The sequence below is a fragment of the Vibrio sp. 10N.222.54.E6 genome, from assembly GCF_041473955.1.
GTDB lineage: Bacteria > Pseudomonadota > Gammaproteobacteria > Enterobacterales > Vibrionaceae > Vibrio > Vibrio tasmaniensis_A.
This window is the reverse complement of record NZ_JBFRTD010000010.1, coordinates 295602-311683: the sequence shown is the minus strand read 5'-3', so window position 1 is coordinate 311683 and position 16082 is coordinate 295602. Positions and strand designations below refer to the sequence as shown.

15 protein-coding genes, 2 tRNA genes and 1 other RNA gene are annotated in these 16082 nt (G+C 44.7%); 10 read left to right on the top strand and 8 right to left on the bottom strand.

The genetic code is table 11. The features are described from left to right. Positions 1-17: 17 nt before the first annotated feature. Both AB4513_RS06345 and AB4513_RS06340 read right to left on the bottom strand, forming a co-directional pair. Positions 18-102, bottom strand: a tRNA-Tyr gene (locus tag AB4513_RS06345). A gap of 102 nt (positions 103-204) precedes the next feature. Beyond that, a tRNA-Tyr gene (locus AB4513_RS06340) sits at positions 205-289 on the bottom strand. Positions 290-853: 564 nt separating this feature from the next. On the opposite strand from AB4513_RS06340, the gene AB4513_RS06335 reads away from it, so the two are divergent. From AB4513_RS06335 to AB4513_RS06325, 3 genes are all read left to right on the top strand, one after another. Beyond that, positions 854-1930 carry an efflux RND transporter periplasmic adaptor subunit gene (locus tag AB4513_RS06335; RefSeq protein ID WP_133151965.1) on the top strand — a complete coding sequence of 359 codons (1077 nt, stop codon included), beginning with the start codon at positions 854-856 and terminating at the stop codon, positions 1928-1930. Then, on the top strand, positions 1930-5043 hold the full coding sequence (gene vexH / locus AB4513_RS06330) for a vibriobactin export RND transporter permease subunit VexH (protein WP_102257786.1): 3114 nt from the start codon (positions 1930-1932) through the stop codon (positions 5041-5043). The genes AB4513_RS06335 and vexH overlap by 1 nt, the downstream gene beginning before the upstream one ends. A 176-nt stretch (positions 5044-5219) precedes the next feature. After that, positions 5220-5540: a DUF1244 domain-containing protein gene (locus AB4513_RS06325; protein WP_004736423.1), complete on the top strand. Its 321-nt coding sequence runs from the start codon at positions 5220-5222 to the stop codon at positions 5538-5540. Positions 5541-5631: 91 nt separating this feature from the next. Here the strand turns inward: AB4513_RS06325 and AB4513_RS06320 are convergent, their stop codons facing one another. Next, positions 5632-6699: a PLP-dependent cysteine synthase family protein gene (locus AB4513_RS06320; protein WP_050634811.1), complete on the bottom strand. Its 1068-nt coding sequence runs from the start codon at positions 6697-6699 to the stop codon at positions 5632-5634. Positions 6700-6846: 147 nt separating this feature from the next. On the opposite strand from AB4513_RS06320, the gene AB4513_RS06315 reads away from it, so the two are divergent. Both AB4513_RS06315 and AB4513_RS06310 read left to right on the top strand, forming a co-directional pair. Continuing rightward, the gene (locus AB4513_RS06315; RefSeq protein ID WP_009847256.1) at positions 6847-7302 is read left to right on the top strand and encodes an Lrp/AsnC family transcriptional regulator; all 456 of its coding nucleotides are present in this window, start codon (positions 6847-6849) and stop codon (positions 7300-7302) included. 89 nt (positions 7303-7391) lie between these two features. Next, entirely contained in the window at positions 7392-8057 is a 666-nt protein-coding gene (locus AB4513_RS06310; RefSeq protein ID WP_102257787.1) for a hypothetical protein, read from the top strand. 124 nt (positions 8058-8181) lie between these two features. Here the strand turns inward: AB4513_RS06310 and tesB are convergent, their stop codons facing one another. Further along, entirely contained in the window at positions 8182-9042 is an 861-nt protein-coding gene (gene tesB, locus AB4513_RS06305; RefSeq protein ID WP_102257861.1) for an acyl-CoA thioesterase II, read from the bottom strand. A gap of 168 nt (positions 9043-9210) precedes the next feature. Here tesB and AB4513_RS06300 point away from each other — a divergent pair, with 168 nt between their 5' ends. After that, on the top strand, positions 9211-9651 hold the full coding sequence (locus AB4513_RS06300) for a YbaY family lipoprotein (protein WP_009847253.1): 441 nt from the start codon (positions 9211-9213) through the stop codon (positions 9649-9651). A 76-nt stretch (positions 9652-9727) separates the two neighbouring features. Here AB4513_RS06300 and AB4513_RS06295 read toward each other — a convergent pair whose 3' ends face one another. Beyond that, the gene (locus AB4513_RS06295; protein ID WP_102257788.1) at positions 9728-10030 is read right to left on the bottom strand and encodes an MGMT family protein; all 303 of its coding nucleotides are present in this window, start codon (positions 10028-10030) and stop codon (positions 9728-9730) included. A 227-nt stretch (positions 10031-10257) separates the two neighbouring features. Here AB4513_RS06295 and AB4513_RS06290 point away from each other — a divergent pair, with 227 nt between their 5' ends. Together AB4513_RS06290 and ffs are read left to right on the top strand one after the other, a co-directional pair. Further along, positions 10258-11001, top strand: a complete 744-nt coding sequence (locus AB4513_RS06290) for a hypothetical protein (RefSeq protein ID WP_009847251.1) — start codon at positions 10258-10260, stop codon at positions 10999-11001. 196 nt (positions 11002-11197) lie between these two features. Beyond that, positions 11198-11294, top strand: an RNA gene (gene ffs / locus AB4513_RS06285) — signal recognition particle sRNA small type. A 219-nt stretch (positions 11295-11513) separates the two neighbouring features. Here the strand turns inward: ffs and nagA are convergent. The 3 genes from nagA to AB4513_RS06270 all read right to left on the bottom strand — a co-directional run bounded on the left by nagA (position 11514) and on the right by AB4513_RS06270 (position 14281). Continuing rightward, on the bottom strand, positions 11514-12656 hold the full coding sequence (gene nagA, locus AB4513_RS06280; RefSeq protein ID WP_009847250.1) for an N-acetylglucosamine-6-phosphate deacetylase: 1143 nt from the start codon (positions 12654-12656) through the stop codon (positions 11514-11516). A gap of 78 nt (positions 12657-12734) precedes the next feature. After that, the gene (locus AB4513_RS06275; RefSeq protein ID WP_102257789.1) at positions 12735-13598 is read right to left on the bottom strand and encodes an N-acetylmannosamine kinase; all 864 of its coding nucleotides are present in this window, start codon (positions 13596-13598) and stop codon (positions 12735-12737) included. Between the two features lie 2 nt (positions 13599-13600). Continuing rightward, positions 13601-14281 carry a putative N-acetylmannosamine-6-phosphate 2-epimerase gene (locus tag AB4513_RS06270; protein WP_372071310.1) on the bottom strand — a complete coding sequence of 227 codons (681 nt, stop codon included), beginning with the start codon at positions 14279-14281 and terminating at the stop codon, positions 13601-13603. A 253-nt stretch (positions 14282-14534) separates the two neighbouring features. Between AB4513_RS06270 and AB4513_RS06265 the strand changes: the two genes are divergently transcribed. After that, positions 14535-15500 (top strand): sialic acid TRAP transporter substrate-binding protein SiaP, encoded by a 966-nt coding sequence (locus tag AB4513_RS06265; protein WP_102257791.1) that lies wholly within the window; start codon positions 14535-14537, stop codon positions 15498-15500. A gap of 64 nt (positions 15501-15564) precedes the next feature. Then, entirely contained in the window at positions 15565-16074 is a 510-nt protein-coding gene (locus AB4513_RS06260; RefSeq protein ID WP_009847245.1) for a TRAP transporter small permease, read from the top strand. The last annotated feature ends 8 nt before the right edge of the window (positions 16075-16082 follow it).

Genomic DNA, 16082 nt, shown 5'->3' with positions numbered 1-16082 from the left:
AAGAGGTAAGAAGAATATGGTGGAGGGAGACGGATTCGAACCATCGAAGGCAGTGCCGGCAGATTTACAGTCTGCTCCCTTTGGCCACTCGGGAACCCCTCCAGGGTGTGTCTTACTTTTCACAAAGTAAGCCTAAATTGATGTTTTCCCATAAGCCCATCAATCAGGTTGTTCTCTTAACTCTCGAAAGAGGTAAGAAGAATATGGTGGAGGGAGACGGATTCGAACCATCGAAGGCAGTGCCGGCAGATTTACAGTCTGCTCCCTTTGGCCACTCGGGAACCCCTCCAGGGTGTTTTTCCTAACTCATAATGGATAGGCTAAAGAGATGTTTTTCCCAACGCATCTCTCAAGTGCGGAGCGCATCATAGCAAACACGTTAAACCTGTAAAGGGTTTTTCTTATGGTTTTGTGTTAAATGCTGCCTTTTTGGGCAAAGATGGCGAAAAGTACGCATATTGCTCGTGAAGTGAACATCTGTATTAAGATTTACGTACTGATAGGTAACACCTTGAGGTAATTAGCTTTATGTTTCGTGTTTGGTTCGTGTCATTAGTCATGAAACGTCAATTGAATTTAACTTAGATTTACACTTCTTGACGTTACAGCATTCATCAGTTGATAGAATACGGTTAATTTCATTTATAGATAATAATACCAATCGTAGTAAGTAATTTGTCATTCTAGCTTGTTAAAATACTCGAGAACAGCGTCAACAATTTTGATTGTAGAATAACTACTTATCGAAACTATCTGTTGAAAAGAGCTGCCTTGTTCTCAAGTCTTTTCCCTGCGCTATTTCTGACCACTTACCTACTGTGATTGGTATAAACCTTACTTGCAGACCATTATTATGAAGCATAAAACTGTTTTAACCCTGCTTAGCTTGTCTATCATTATGGCGTCTCCAGCCGCACTAGCTAAACGTATGGGCCCTAGCACGGTCACTGTTGTTACCGAGCAAGTTGATATTCACAAAGTTAGCCAGTCTCTTTCTTTGGTCGGTAAGTTGGAAGCCGAGCAATCTGTAATGATCACTTCTGAAGTGGCTGGCAGAGTGAACTCTATTAACATCAAAGCCAATCAAGATGTCACCAAAGGGCAGATGTTGGTTCAACTCGATGACGACAAAGCAAAAGCAGCAGTTGCAGAAGCACAAGCATATTTAAAAGATGAAAAGCGTAAGCTTGCGGAATTTCAACGACTAGTGAAACGTAACGCGATCACTCAAACTGAAATTGACGCTCAGAAAACTAACGTAGAGATCGCTAATGCTCGCCTAGCTGCCGCTAACGCTAACCTGAAAGATCTACATATCAGTGCACCTTTCTCTGGTACGGTCGGTTTTATAGACTTTAGCCGCGGCAAAATGGTGACATCGGGTACAGAGCTCGTGACGTTAGATGACTTGTCTGTGATGCAGTTAGATCTTCAGATTCCAGAGCGCTACCTTTCTAAACTGTCTAAAGGTATGACAGTAACGGCTCGCACCAGTGCGTGGGGCGATACTCAGTTCACGGGTACTGTGGTGGGTATTGATTCTCGCATTAACGCCGAAACTTTGAACCTTCGAGTTCGAATCCACTTCGATAACAACAATGATTACCTAAAACCGGGCATGTTAGTGGCGGCTGATATGGACTTCCCACCAGTAGAAGCCCCAATAATTCCAGTTCAAGCGCTTGAGTATTCAGGCACTAAGCGTTTCGTTTATGTTATTGGCGAAGATAACAAAGCGACTCGTACCGAAGTATTCCTCGGGGCTCGTCTTGATAACGAAGTCGTGATCGAAAAAGGCATCGAGATTGGTCAGAAGATCGTAGTGCAAGGTATCGTGAACATGCGTGACGGTGTTTTGGTTCAAGAGCTTGCCGTCAATCGCCCTGCTAAACTTGATGGAAATACAGCAGCACAAGAAGGTGCTAACTAATGTTGTTATCTGATGTTTCTGTGAAGAGACCAGTAGCGGCTGTTGTATTGAGCCTGCTTTTGGTTGTGTTTGGTATTGTCTCTTTCAATAAGCTCGCAGTTCGTGAAATGCCCGATATTGAAAGCCCGGTGGTATCGATCAGTACTCGTTATGAAGGTGCATCTGCCACCATCATTGAAAGCCAAATTACCTCCAACCTTGAAGATCAGTTATCCGGCATCAGTGGTATCGATGAAATCGAATCTACGACACGAAACGGATCGTCACGAATCACCATCACCTTTGAACTTGGTTATGACCTCAATACCGGTGTCAGTGATGTGCGTGATGCGGTAGCGCGTGCTCAGCGTTCGTTGCCAGATGAAGCCGATGACCCGATTGTTTATAAGAACAATGGTAGTGGTGAAGCGTCGGTTTACATCAATTTAAGCTCAACTGAGATGGATCGAACGCAGTTAACCGATTACACCGAACGTGTGTTGATTGACCGCTTTAGTTTGATCTCTGGTGTGAGCTCGGTGGATATTTCTGGCGGTTTGTACAAAGTCATGTACGTGAAGCTGAAACCTGCGTTAATGGCGGGTCGTGGTGTTACCGCCTCTGATATTACACAAGCCCTACGTAACGAGAACATTGAAAGCCCGGGTGGCGAAGTGCGTAACGATGCGATTGTGATGTCGGTTCGTACTGCTCGTTCATATACTGAAGCCAAAGATTTCGAATACTTAGTGGTGAAACGTGCCTCTGATAACACACCTATCTACTTGAAAGATGTAGCTGATGTTTACATTGGCGCAGAAAACGAGAACTCGACCTTTAAGAGTGACGGCGTTGTTAACGTCAGTATGGGCATTGTGCCTCAGTCTGATGCCAACCCACTTGAGGTGGCTGACTTAGTCCATAAAGAAGTCGAAGCGATTCAAAAGTTCTTGCCTGACGGAACTCGCTTGGCGATTGATTATGACTCCACGGTCTTTATCGACCGTTCGATCTCAGAGGTTTACAGCACACTCTTTATTACGGGTGGTTTGGTTATCCTCGTGCTTTACGTCTTCATTGGCCAAGCGCGTGCAACGCTGATTCCAGCCGTGACCGTTCCTGTATCGCTAATCTCGTCGTTTATTGCGGCGTACTACTTTGGCTTCTCTATCAACCTCATCACCTTGATGGCACTTATCCTGTCTATCGGTTTGGTGGTCGATGATGCGATTGTGGTGGTTGAGAATATTTTCCACCACATTGAACGTGGTGAATCACCATTGCTTGCGGCTTATAAAGGGACACGTGAAGTAGGCTTTGCGGTAATCGCAACCACGCTAGTACTGGTCATGGTGTTCCTACCAATCTCGTTTATGGACGGTATGGTAGGTCTTCTGTTTACTGAGTTCTCGGTATTGTTGGCGATGTCGGTGATCTTCTCATCTGTCATAGCATTAACCTTGACGCCGGTTCTGGGCAGCAAGATTTTAAAAGCGAACGTGAAACCTAATCGCTTCAATCAATTTGTTGAACGTGTGTTTGGTAAGTTAGAAGCTGGATACAAATCGGTATTGCGCCGTGCTCTAAACTGGCGTTGGGCAGCTCCAATCATCATTATTGCTTGTATGGGCGGTAGTTATGGTTTGATGCAAAAAGTGCCGTCGCAACTGACGCCACAAGAAGACCGTGGTGTTATTTTTGCGTTTGTTCGTGGTGCCGACGCAACTAGTTACAACCGTATGTCTGCCAACATGGACATCGTTGAAGAACGCCTAATGCCGCTGCTTGGTCAAGGATTCTTAAAGTCATTCAGCATTCAATCGCCAGCATTTGGTGGTAATGCGGGCGACCAAACGGGCTTCGTTATCATGATCCTGGAAGATTGGGACGAACGTGAAGAGACAGCACAACAAGCCTTGGGTGAGGTGCGTAAGTCTTTAGCGGGTATTCCTGATGTGCGTGTGTTCCCGTTCATGCCAGGCTTCCGTGGTGGTTCGAGTGAGCCTGTGCAATTTGTACTTGGTGGCTCTGATTACTCTGAGCTTCAGAAATGGGGCGAACTGTTAAAGCAAGCCGCTGAAGATTCTCCAATGATGGAAGGTGCGGACATCGATTACTCTGAGAAAACACCAGAGCTGTTGGTAACCGTAGATAAGCAACGTGCAGCCGAGCTAGGTGTGAGTGTTTCGGATATTTCAGATACGTTAGAAATCATGCTGGGCGGTAAGAGTGAAACGACGTTCGTTGAACGTGGTGAAGAGTACGACGTTTACCTGCGTGGCGATGAAAACAGTTTTAACAATGCCAATGACTTAAGCCAAATCTACATGCGAACTCAGTCTGGTGAATTGGTGACACTCGATACTCTAACGCATATTGAAGAAGTAGCGTCTTCGATTCGTTTGTCGCACTACAACAAGCAGAAATCGGTGACCATCAAAGCGAACCTAATGGAAGGTTACACGTTGGGTGATGCTTTGGATTTCCTTGATGAACAAGCGATTGAGCAGCTACCGGGTGATATTTCAGTAAGCTACTCAGGCGAGTCTAAAGATTTTAAAGAAAACCAATCGAGTATCCTCGTGGTGTTTGCGTTAGCGATGTTGGTGGCGTACTTGGTACTTGCGGCGCAGTTTGAGAGCTTCATTAACCCGCTGGTGGTGATGTTCACCGTACCTATGGGCATCTTTGGTGGCTTCTTAGGCTTGGTGTTGATGAGTCAAGGTCTCAACGTATACAGCCAGATTGGTATGATTATGTTGATCGGTATGGTAACCAAAAACGGTATCTTGATCGTAGAGTTTGCTAACCAACTTCGTGACCGTGGCATTGAGTTTGAAAAGGCGATCATTGATGCTTCGGCTCGACGTTTACGTCCAATCTTGATGACGGCGTTCACCACACTAGCCGGTGCAATCCCATTGATTACTTCAACGGGCGCAGGCTATGAAAGCCGAGTAGCAGTGGGTACGGTTATCTTCTTCGGTATGGGCTTTGCAACTTTGGTTACTCTGTTCGTAATCCCTGCGATGTATCGACTGATTTCTGGCTCAACACGTTCTCCAGGTCATGTGGAAGCGGTTCTAAATAAAGAGCTGAGCCACGATAACGTGGGAAGAAGCAGTCACGGTTAATGAACACGCACGGTTAATGAACACGCACGGCCAATGAACACGTACGCTTAATGAGCACGGAATAGTGTAACAATATTGAAAAGCCTGCGTTTGCTCCTAGCGAAATGCGGGCTTTTTTTGTATAACAATATCTGCTCAACACATTAAAAAATTAAAACTATTAAGGGACACTTAAAGTGGCTGAATTTAAATACAAAGATCTTTCTCAAGAAGAACAAGACAAGCTGGATGCAGCAACCTTTCGTCGCCTGTTAGCACACCTAGACAACAACAAAGATGTCCAAAACATCGACCTGATGATCTTGGCTGGCTTTTGCCGTAACTGTTTTAGTAAGTGGTACAAAGCAGAAGCTGAACAACAAGGCTTAGACTTGGATATCGATGACGCTCGTGAGCGCGTATATGGCATGACTTACGATGAGTGGAAACAAAATCACCAACCAAAAGCGACACCTGAGCAACTAGCGGCGTTTGAAGCGAAGCAGAAGCCAGAATAATTTGTTCTCGCTAGAAATTGATGAATAGAATAAACCAAAAAAGAGCCCATCAAGGGCTCTTTTCTATTTCGAACTATCGGTTTATATGAACTTAAGCCAGTTCACCCGTTTGCGAGAAAGCTTCTAGCTTCGCTGCATAAGGTTGTAGGTCACCGATATTCAGATTTACCCACTCGTCATTGAAGTAAGTGTCTAGGTAACGTTCACCGCTATCACATAGCAAAGTCACGATAGACCCTGTTTCTCCACGCGCTTTCATCTCGCTTGCCAGTTGAAGCACACCGTACATATTTGTACCCGTAGATGCGCCAACCTTGCGGCCAAGAATGTCAGATAACCAATGTGTCGTTGCGATACTTGCTGCATCTGGAATTTTACGCATTTCGTCAACCACACCAGGAATGAAGCTTGGTTCTGCTCGTGGGCGACCAATGCCTTCAATCTTGCTGAATGTACTGCCTTTCACGTTCGCATTGCCGGTTTGGAAGTATTCGTGGAATACAGAGTTCTCAGGGTCCACAACACAAAGCTTAGTTTCATGTTGTTGGTAGCGAATGAAACGGCCAATCGTCGCTGAAGTACCGCCAGTACCTGGGCTCATTACTACCCAAGCTGGAACTGGGTGATCTTCCATCTGCATTTGATTGAAAATCGAGTTCGCGATGTTGTTGTTACCACGCCAGTCGGTTGCACGCTCAGCGTAAGTAAATTGATCCATGTAGTGACCATTCAATTCTTCTGCTAAACGGCGAGACTCATCGTAAATTTCATCTGAGCGGTCAACAAGATGCGCTTGGCCACCGTAGAATTCTATCTGTTCAATCTTCTTCTTCGCTGTGCATTTTGGCATTACCGCAATAAACGGCAGGCCAAGTAGGCGAGCGAAGTACGCTTCAGATACTGCAGTACTGCCTGATGAAGATTCAATGATCGTTGTTTCTGGGCCAACCCAACCGTTACAGATAGCGTATAAGAATAGAGAACGCGCTAAACGGTGTTTCAAAGAGCCTGTAGGGTGTGTGCTTTCATCTTTAAGGTAAACATCAATGCCTTCGATACTTGGCAGTTCGAGCTTGATAAGGTGCGTATCCGCTGAGCGTTGGTAGTCGGCTTCAATTTTGCGAATCGCGTTGTTAATCCATTGATGGTCAGTGCACATAAGCGTTCTCCTGATCGAGTGTAGGAATTCTTTGTAATTGGTATACTTCCAATTTAGCTAGAATTTGAGAGAAAAACTTTGCCATATTTGCTTTGTTTTGCTTAAAATGTAGAAAATTATTCTCTTTAAATTCGATTTGGTGAAAGTGTGATAGATGCCGTAGATAAAAAAATATTAAGGCTGTTACAAGAAGACAGCACATTGTCATTGAACGACATTTCAGAAGCGGTCAATCTCACCACAACACCTTGTTGGAAAAGGCTTAAACGCCTCGAAGAAAACGGCATTATTGAAAAAAAAGTGGCGTTATTGAATCCTGAAAAGCTCGAACTTGCTTTTACAGCGTTCGTATTGGTGAAAACCAGTGATCATTCTCATGAGTGGTATGGTCGTTTTGTAAACACCGTATCGGAATTTCCAGAAGTGATGGAGTTTTATCGCATGGCTGGAGAATATGATTATATGATGAAGGTTCAGGTGAAAGACATGAAGTGCTTTGATGATTTCTACAAGCGCTTGGTGAATAGCATTGATGGTATCTCTAATGTGACCTCGACGTTTGCGATGGAGCCATTGAAGTACACAACGGCATTGCCTCTATAAGCTGCACCTAGCTAAACGTTAACTATCGTTTCAGTTTAACTATCTTCTCAGTTTAGATCTCGTCTCTGCGATAAAGAAAAGGAATATTCATGTTTGCAAAAGTATCTACTGCTATCCAATTGGTGCTGGCCGTTGCCATTTTTTATTTGGGTTACACCATCTATTCGTTTACCAATAAAGTCGGTGAAATCGTTGATACTTATCCGCAGGTGATCGAAGATTTATCCGGTCTTACCAAAGGGCTAAAAGTAGAAGAGCTATTAGCGTTTGCTGAACATGTTAATGAGCTTGCTCCTCAGGTGTTTGATACCGTTGAAGACGTCAGAAAGACCGTCGAAAAAGTGAATCAAACCGTTTCATCGGTTGATAATAAAATCCCTGCGATATTAGATGAAGTTAAAAATGTCCGAACGGAAGTCGGGCAGGTAAGAACCGATGTCATCCCGCCCACATTGACTGAATTAAAACGATACCGTGTTGATGTGATGCCACCGATGCTCGCTGAAAGTAAATCTTACCGCGAACAAACTATCCCCACTGTTGTTGCCGAATCTGAAATGCTACGAGCGGAAGTTCCGGGAATTTTGGAACAAGCGAATTTGCTGGCAGATAAAAGTAAAGAGTTAGCTCAGGGCGCCGCAGAGGGCGCAGTGAAAGGCGTGGTGTTATCGCCATTTAATCTACTGCGAGACGCTGGTGATGGAATTAAAACTCGAGTACAAGGTGAATTCGAACCCTTGCTAGAGGCTGAATAGAGATTACGGACTGTTACGTGACAGCTTGTCGTTAGCATCATTAAAAAGAGAGGCTAGGTATTAAACCTAGCCTCTCTTTTTGTTTTCTCGTAAATATTTGGGGCTTGTAAAAAGCGTTTATTCGCTATTTAGTAAAACGCATCACACCTTCTTGAACTGCTGTCGCTACTAGCTCACCTTTCTGATTAAAGATCTCGCCGCGCACTAGGCCACGAGTGTTCGCTGCCGTTGGGCTTTCAATCGCATAAAGCAGCCATTCATCCATCTTGAATGGGCGGTGGAACCAGATTGAGTGGTCAATCGTTGCCACTTGGAAGTTGGGTGTCATGATCGAAACTTCGTGAGGGTGAAGCGCCGTCACCAAGAACCCCCAATCCGATGCGTAAGCAAGCAGGTATTGGTGAATCAATTGGTTGTCTGGCATCGCGCCATTTGCTCTCACCCAAAGGTATTGTTTTGGGGCGGCTTTCTTAGGGTTAAGCGGGTTCACTATTGTTACCGGGCGCATCTCAATTGGCTTTTCGCCACAGAAAGTCTTACGCAGTTTCTCAGGCAAAAATTCAGCAATGTGGCTTGCTAACTCAGTTTCTGATGCAAAGTTCTCTGGCCCTGGGATGTTTGGCATTTCATTCTGGTGTTCAAAGCCGGGTGCGTCACCATGATAAGAAGCCGTAAGATAGAAAATAGGGCGGCCATTTTGAATCGCTTTCACGCGGCGTGTACTAAAGCTGCGTCCATCTCTTAGGTTCTCAACATCGTAAATAATGGGTTTTTCAGGGTCGCCGGGAAATAGAAAGTAACTGTGGAACGAGTGAACACTGCGGTCGTCTTGAACCGTATAACGAGCAGCAGAAAGCGCTTGCCCTAATACTTGACCGCCGTATACCTGTGGCAGACCTAGGTTCTCACTTTGCCCGCGGAACAGGCCTTCCTCTAGTTTCTCTAGCTGAAGTAAATTGAGTAATTCATTTAAAGGTTGACTCATCGCCAGCATGCCTCTTGGTAAAATAGGTGTCAGATTATGGTGTTAATCATTCAGCTTAGTCAGATATCTGTCAATAAATCATAGGGTTTCGAGACAGAATATGAAAGCTCTCTTATAATTGGTGAGTAGATTTGCCGAGTCCGGCAAACATGTTGAGAGAAATTGAATATGAAAAAGGCTCTAATTCTTATTACGTCTTTAGTATCGTTTGGCCTACTTGTGGGTTGCCAAGCAACATCAGAAACCAGTGCTTCTCAGGAAGTGGTTGCAGAGAACACTCAAGTGATTTCAGGAACAGTAAGCTATCGTGAAAGAATTGCATTGCCAGAGAATGCAGTAGTGACTGTTACGCTAGAAGACATCTCACTGGCTGACGCACCATCGACCGTTATCGCGACTCAAGAGTTCACCACTGACGGTAAGCAAGTACCGTTCGCATTCGAGCTGAGCTACGACAACAACAAGATTAAAGCTAACCACCGTTACAACATGCGCGCAACGATTCACGTTGACGGCAAATTACGTTTCACTACTGACACCATTAAGTCAGTGATTACTGACGTAGAAAACACGCAACAAGCAGACCTACGTTTGGTTGGTGTCCGTTAATTCGAAATCGATGCCACTGTTAAGGCATCTTGATTAAGCTTAATTTAGTCAGTTGAATAGACGATTAGTGGCAGCTCTAGGGCTGCCATTTATATATTCTGAGTTTAACTTTTCCCGCGTCACTCACTTCAATCCCTTCTTCTTGCAAATACTTTTTCTGGCGATCAAACGAATCCCCTTTCAAAGAGATCTCACCTTTACTATTGATCACCCGATACCAAGGCAGTTTGCTTCCTTCTGGTAGGTTACCCAGCGCTTTACCCACATGGCGCGCATACCCCGGAAATCCTGAAAAACGTGCGATGTCTCCATAAGTTGTTACTTTCCCATATGGAATTTGGTGAATCACAGCAAAGATTTGGGGCAAAAATTGGTCCATACTAAAAGTTCCTAGTTCATAAATACCAATCACAGTAAGTAAGTGTTCAAAAATAGCGCAGGGAAAAAGCTTGAGAACAAGACTGCTCTTTTTGATAAGAAGTTTCGATAAATAGTTATTCTACAATCAAAAAATCTAACGAGGTTATCGAGGCTTTTAACAAGCTAGGGTGACCAGTTAATTACTACGATTGGTATGGTACCACGGATCGGTAGAAGGAGAGGGCTATGGTATTTTCAACGTTTCAGTTCTTGATCACCACATTATTAGCGGTTGTTTGCGCGAGAGCAATCAGTTTAAGTGAGGGAGATATCCCAGTACTTGCAATGGTCATTCCTGCATTATGGATTCTACCGCAGGGTGGTATCGCAGGTTTAGCTTTGCTTGCTGCCATGACCACTTACGGTCTAACCCTTCCTTTGCAACCCATCACGCTCTCAGTCAGTGTGTGGGTGTTATTCCCACTATTGATGGTGGTCTTTTCAAAACGTAGCAGTTTGTCGGTCGTGATTATTTCTGGCTTGATCGTCGCAACGCTACAAGTCGGGATCATGGTGACGCAATCCGCAGGAAAGCTTGATGGCGTTCCGTGGGTTACCACGCTGCAAACCTTGTCGATCATCGTGATTTGGTGGGCGGCCAATCATCTTAAACCAGCCAGTCGACACAGCTGGTGGTCATTAGGCTTAATACTTCCATTATGGATGGCCGATTTACCTTATGCCGCTTTGGTTGCTTTGTGTGTCACGGGTATCATGGCATCGATGGAAACACTGACGCGCTTGAAAACTTTCCGTTGGAATAAGCTGTTGTGTTGGACATTGCCAACTGTCGGTTTTGCGGCTTTGGTGATAACCCCTAGTATCGAAGTGCCTAGTCCCGTTTTTGTGGTGTGGTTATGTTTGTTGGGCACCGCTTGGATGACAGACTACATCCTTCGCACCGAAGATAATGAAGACATCGATATTTAGCTCTTCTGTAACCAAACCTTCCAACTGCAGGTAAATGGCGAATTTACCTGCGATTTGCGAATGGGTTGAATAAAGGATAAGCACTTAGAACGCAATTGTTCAAAAATAGGGTGGAAGGGCTTGCAATGGTTGCTGCGATGCTTAATAATCCAATCACTCTTTGAGGCAAGCCTCTTAGAAAAAGAATCTATGGAGGCTCTGGTCCTCCCGCAACACTAACTTGTGAACTCGGTCAGGCCTGGAAGGGAGCAGCCGCAGCAGGCGACGTGTGTGCCGGGATGTGGCTGGGGCTTCCACCCATTAAAAAAGCCGCTCTTAATGAGCGGCTTTTTGCTATCTGCACTATGAGTTTTCAGACTCGACTTTTACTGTAGAGTCACAATAAAAGTGACTTTACTATGTTCGACCAAACTAAGAAATTATCCCACCCCTATAAGTTCGTTAGTTTACTATTGCTACTGCAGACTCGGAGCTTCGTGAGTTGATATCTGCCGCTTGCGATATGACTTGAGTTAGCTTTTCCAAATTTCTCCGTCTACGAGAACTGCTTGTGTATGATAGCTATCATTTAGAATTGTTGCTGCTGCAATATATCCTTCTTTCAAGTAACCAAGAGAGCTCCCACTTCGCAACGCATGTGCAGGGTAAGTCGATGCCATTTTAAAAGCTTCTTCTTCATCAATTCCCCATGCAATAATATTAGCAACAGATTGATCCATACCAATATGTGCACCAGCTAGGTTGCCATTCGAATTGACCAATTTGTTCTCAACAACTTTGATAATTTCGTTGTTGAGAACGAAGCTATTGTCTGCGCTACCGACTGAGCCCATAGCATCTGAGACAATTAGCAATTTTCCTTTCGGTTTTGCTCGGTGGGCAAGCTTGATGTTTGTAGGGGCAACGTGAATCCCATCGGTAATAATTGAGCACCACGCGTGATCAGTCATTAACGCTGTGCCAACAACGCCCGGTTCTCTGCCGTTTAGAGGAGACATTGCGTTGTATAGGTGTGTGAAGCCATCAATATGGGATAAGGTTTCTTCGCTTAGTTGCTGCTCTGTTGCATTACTATGGCCACAAGACACCAATACCCCTTTACGAGAAAGCCAGTCAATAGCGGCCGAATTTACAGCTTCAGGAGCTAAAGTAATAAGCGTTTTTCCCTGAGTTAGCCAAGGAAGGTCGAGGAGTCCGGCGACGGTAGGGTCGTAAAAATGACTGGTATCATGAGCGCCTTTTTTTTCCGGGCTTAGCCATGGTCCTTCTAAGTGGACACCCAATACGCCCTTAGTTTTATTTTCTAGAGCGGAACGAGTAGCCAACAAGGCTTGTTTGATCTTTTCTGAACTGTCGCTGATTAACGTAGGTAGCAAGTAAGCAGTACCATGTTTTCTATGGGCATGGCAGATGGTTTCAATGCCTTTGACGTCGGTTTGTTGGTTGAACATGACACCGCCGCCACCGTTTACTTGGAGGTCGATAAACCCTGGTGTAAGCGTAGATGAAGGGTAGCGTATGACTTCGGCTTGCGCAGGAATACGATTCTCAGGCACGATTGAGACGATGTGGTTTTCCTGCCAAAGTAATGCGGATTCGTAGTGCATCTTCTCACCATCAAAAATACGCAGCGCTGAGATTGCTTTGAGTGTCATGAATAGTCCTTTCGCTCTTAATTGAAGAGCAGTCTTGATAAAATACGTGGTATATACAGAGCCCAAATACACTTAAACTCAGTGTTCAAAAAGAGCGGCGGCCCCTAACAGACAAGCATCATGATTGCCCTTTGCTGGTGCTAACTTGATTTGAAATGGACGCGGACGCATCTCAATGTGCTGTGCTACCCGCTCTAAATAACCAGCCGCAAGACCCACTCCCCCCCCGATTACGATCACATCTAAATCAAGGGTGGCTTTTAAATTACAACATAACGTGGCGATAGCTTGGGCGCTTTGCTGAATAATGTGTTCGGCAGAGGGGTTAAGGTGCGCTTGCTCAAAAAGTTCGACGTTAGAAATGGTGTTATTAATTGTCTGTTGGGCGTATTTATTGATGGCTGTCCCTGAGGCGATGGCTTCGACACAACCTCTTTGACCACAGCCACAAATTGGCCCGTTGGGATCAATCACTAAATGACCTATATGTCCGGCAAAGTTGTTTTGTCCGCGATGAAGCTTCCCATCAAGAATCAAGCCGCCACCGACACCGGTTGATACCGTTAGATAGGCCATGTTTTTTTCTTGATCGGTTAAGTGCAAGTATTCATACCATGCCGCTGCCTGCGCATCGTTTAGCATTGCGACTGGCTTGCCTGTTTGTGCTTTGATTTCAGTATGGAGTGGGAAAGGAGTGGGAAAGGCCAATGTGTCTGGGTTAATGGCGCTGATCCCTTGTTCTGTAACCAACCCCGTAGTGGAGATGCCAATTTGATCCACATCTTCTAACCAAGGTTCGCAGTGCTGCAGTATATGGTTTGCAAATTGATTTGCAGAAGTTACGTCAATGGTCGGGATTTGCATTCGCTCACAGAGCTTGCCATTTGAGACAAACCCCAACGCGATTTTTGTGCCGCCAATGTCAATGGCTAGGATGTTCATTATTACGCCTCTACTGCTTGAGTTGCTTTATTAAACCAGTTCGTTACGACTTCTAATCGTGTCAAGGCTGAACCAACGGTTACTGCTGTTGCACCACACTCAATGGCCTTAGCGGCAAGTTCAGGTGTGTTGTACCTGCCTTCTGCCATAGTAAAGAAACCCGCTTTAGAAAACTGTTTAACCAGTTCAAAGTCTGGTTCAGTTGGTTCACTTTCTCCAACATAACCTGACAACGTTGATCCAATGATCTCGACGCCATGCTGATGGGCCCAAAGACCGTCTTCAAAACATGAACTGTCCGCCATCGCAAAGCAACCTGTTTCCTTAATTGCGGTGACGATTGCATCGCGGCTTTCTGGTCGAATTCGGTCAGTTGCGTCAAACGCTATGATGGTTGCCCCAGCCTCTGCCAGTGCAGTGACATCGCTGCAATAAGGCGTAATTCTTACCGGACTATTCTCTAAATCACGCTTCACAATACCAATAATTGGTATGCTGACATGTTCAGAAACCGCCTTCACATTGTTGATACTTTCAATGCGGAGTGCTTTCGCTCCAGCTTGTTCTGCGGCTTGTGCCATTGCGACAATAATCTCAGTTTTCGCAAGTGGGCTGAGTTCAACTGGTTGAATAGAGACAATGGTTTGTCCGTGTAAAATGCCTTTTAAGTCATTGATACAAATTGCTTTATTTCTCACGATGGGCCTCGTCTGTATAAGTTTTGTCACGGTATTACTTGAATGCATCACAGCAATGAATGAGCAACTGTAGTGCTATTTGAATTGAATATCTGTCCGTGATCACATTTTGTTAAATCTAGGTTTGAAAATAATCTTCACCGCAATAATAATCCATAACGAAGATTTTTTTCAAACAAAATAAAAATTTTTTTTGAAAGTGGTGAAATCAGACCGAAAACCAATATAAGGGAATAATATGAAAGCCATGAACAAAATCACTATTGCTATGCTGACTCTCGGATTTGCTGTTTCTACACAAGCGGCTACAACGCTTAAAATGGGGATGCAAGCCTCAGTAGGCTCTGTGGAATACACTTCTGCGAAACTGCTTGCGGATACCATTGACGAGATGAGTAACGGGGACATCAAACTGTCACTTTTTCCAAGCGCACAGTTAGGTGATGACCGCGCAATGTTACAACAGCTAAGCCTAGGTGATTTGGATATCACTTACGCAGAATTTGGTCGTATGGGTCTTTGGATTCCTCGCGCAGAAGCCGTAACATTGCCATACGTTGCGAAAGACTATGAGCATCTACGCCGTATGTTCGAATCTGATTTTGGCCAAGGCATCCGTGAGGAAATGTTGACTAAGTTCAATTGGCGAGCGCTAGATACTTGGTACAACGGAACACGTGAAACAACGTCTAACCGCCCTCTTGAATCAATCTCAGACTTTAAAGGCTTGAAGCTTCGTGTTCCAAACGCTAAACCAAACTTAAACTACGCAAAACTGTCTGGTGCATCCCCGACACCAATGGCGTTTTCTGAAGTGTACCTAGCACTGCAAACCAACGCCGTTGATGGCCAAGAAAACCCATTGCCGACCATTAAAACAATGAAGTTCTATGAAGTTCAGAAGAACCTCGCGATCACAAACCACATTGTGAACGATCAAATGGTGATCATTTCTGAGACAACTTGGCAAAAACTGTCCGAGGCTGATCGTAAGATCGTGACTGCCGCGGTAGCGAAAGCGGGCGCTGTTCATACTGCTTCAGTGAAAAAACAAGAAGCTGAGTTAGTTGCTTTCTTTGAGTCTCAAGGCGTGAATGTTACTTACCCCGACCTTGCTCCTTTCCGTCAAGCGATGGAGCCGCTATACACGAAGTTTGAAGACAAAATTGGTCAGCCAATTGTGAAAAAACTGGCGAGCATGTAAGCCATCGTCTATTGGTAGTAAATAAGCTTGGCTGGCCATTAGAGGCCAGCCTTGGAGCTAAAAAATGTTACGTAAGATTATTGATAATATCGAAGAGATCATCACCGTGCCTTTAATGGCCATTCTGCTCCTAGTACTGACTTGGCAGATCGGAACCCGTTGGTTATTGAATGATCCTTCGCTTTGGAGTGAAGAGCTCGCACGAGTTCTTTTTATGTATATGTCGTTAATTGGTTGTGCGATGGCCATCAAAACGGGCTCGCACGTCAAAATTACTTTTTTCTCAGATAAATTACCCAACAAAATACGCTTTTCGTTAGCGTTTACTTTGGAGTTAGCTGTACTCGTGTCTATTTTTGCCATCATTTATTTAGGCTACCAGCACGTTCAACGTACCGCTTTTTTTGAACTGATCACGTTAGAAATTTCGAGTAAGTGGATGAATTACAGTTTACCACTTGCGGGGCTGTTTATGGTGGCACGTCAACTGGAAAAAATGGTTCAGTTAGTCGGTGAGTTTCGTGTAAGTACAGCTAAGTCATCTGAACAATCATCTCAAACAGTCGTTAGGTAGGAGTCATT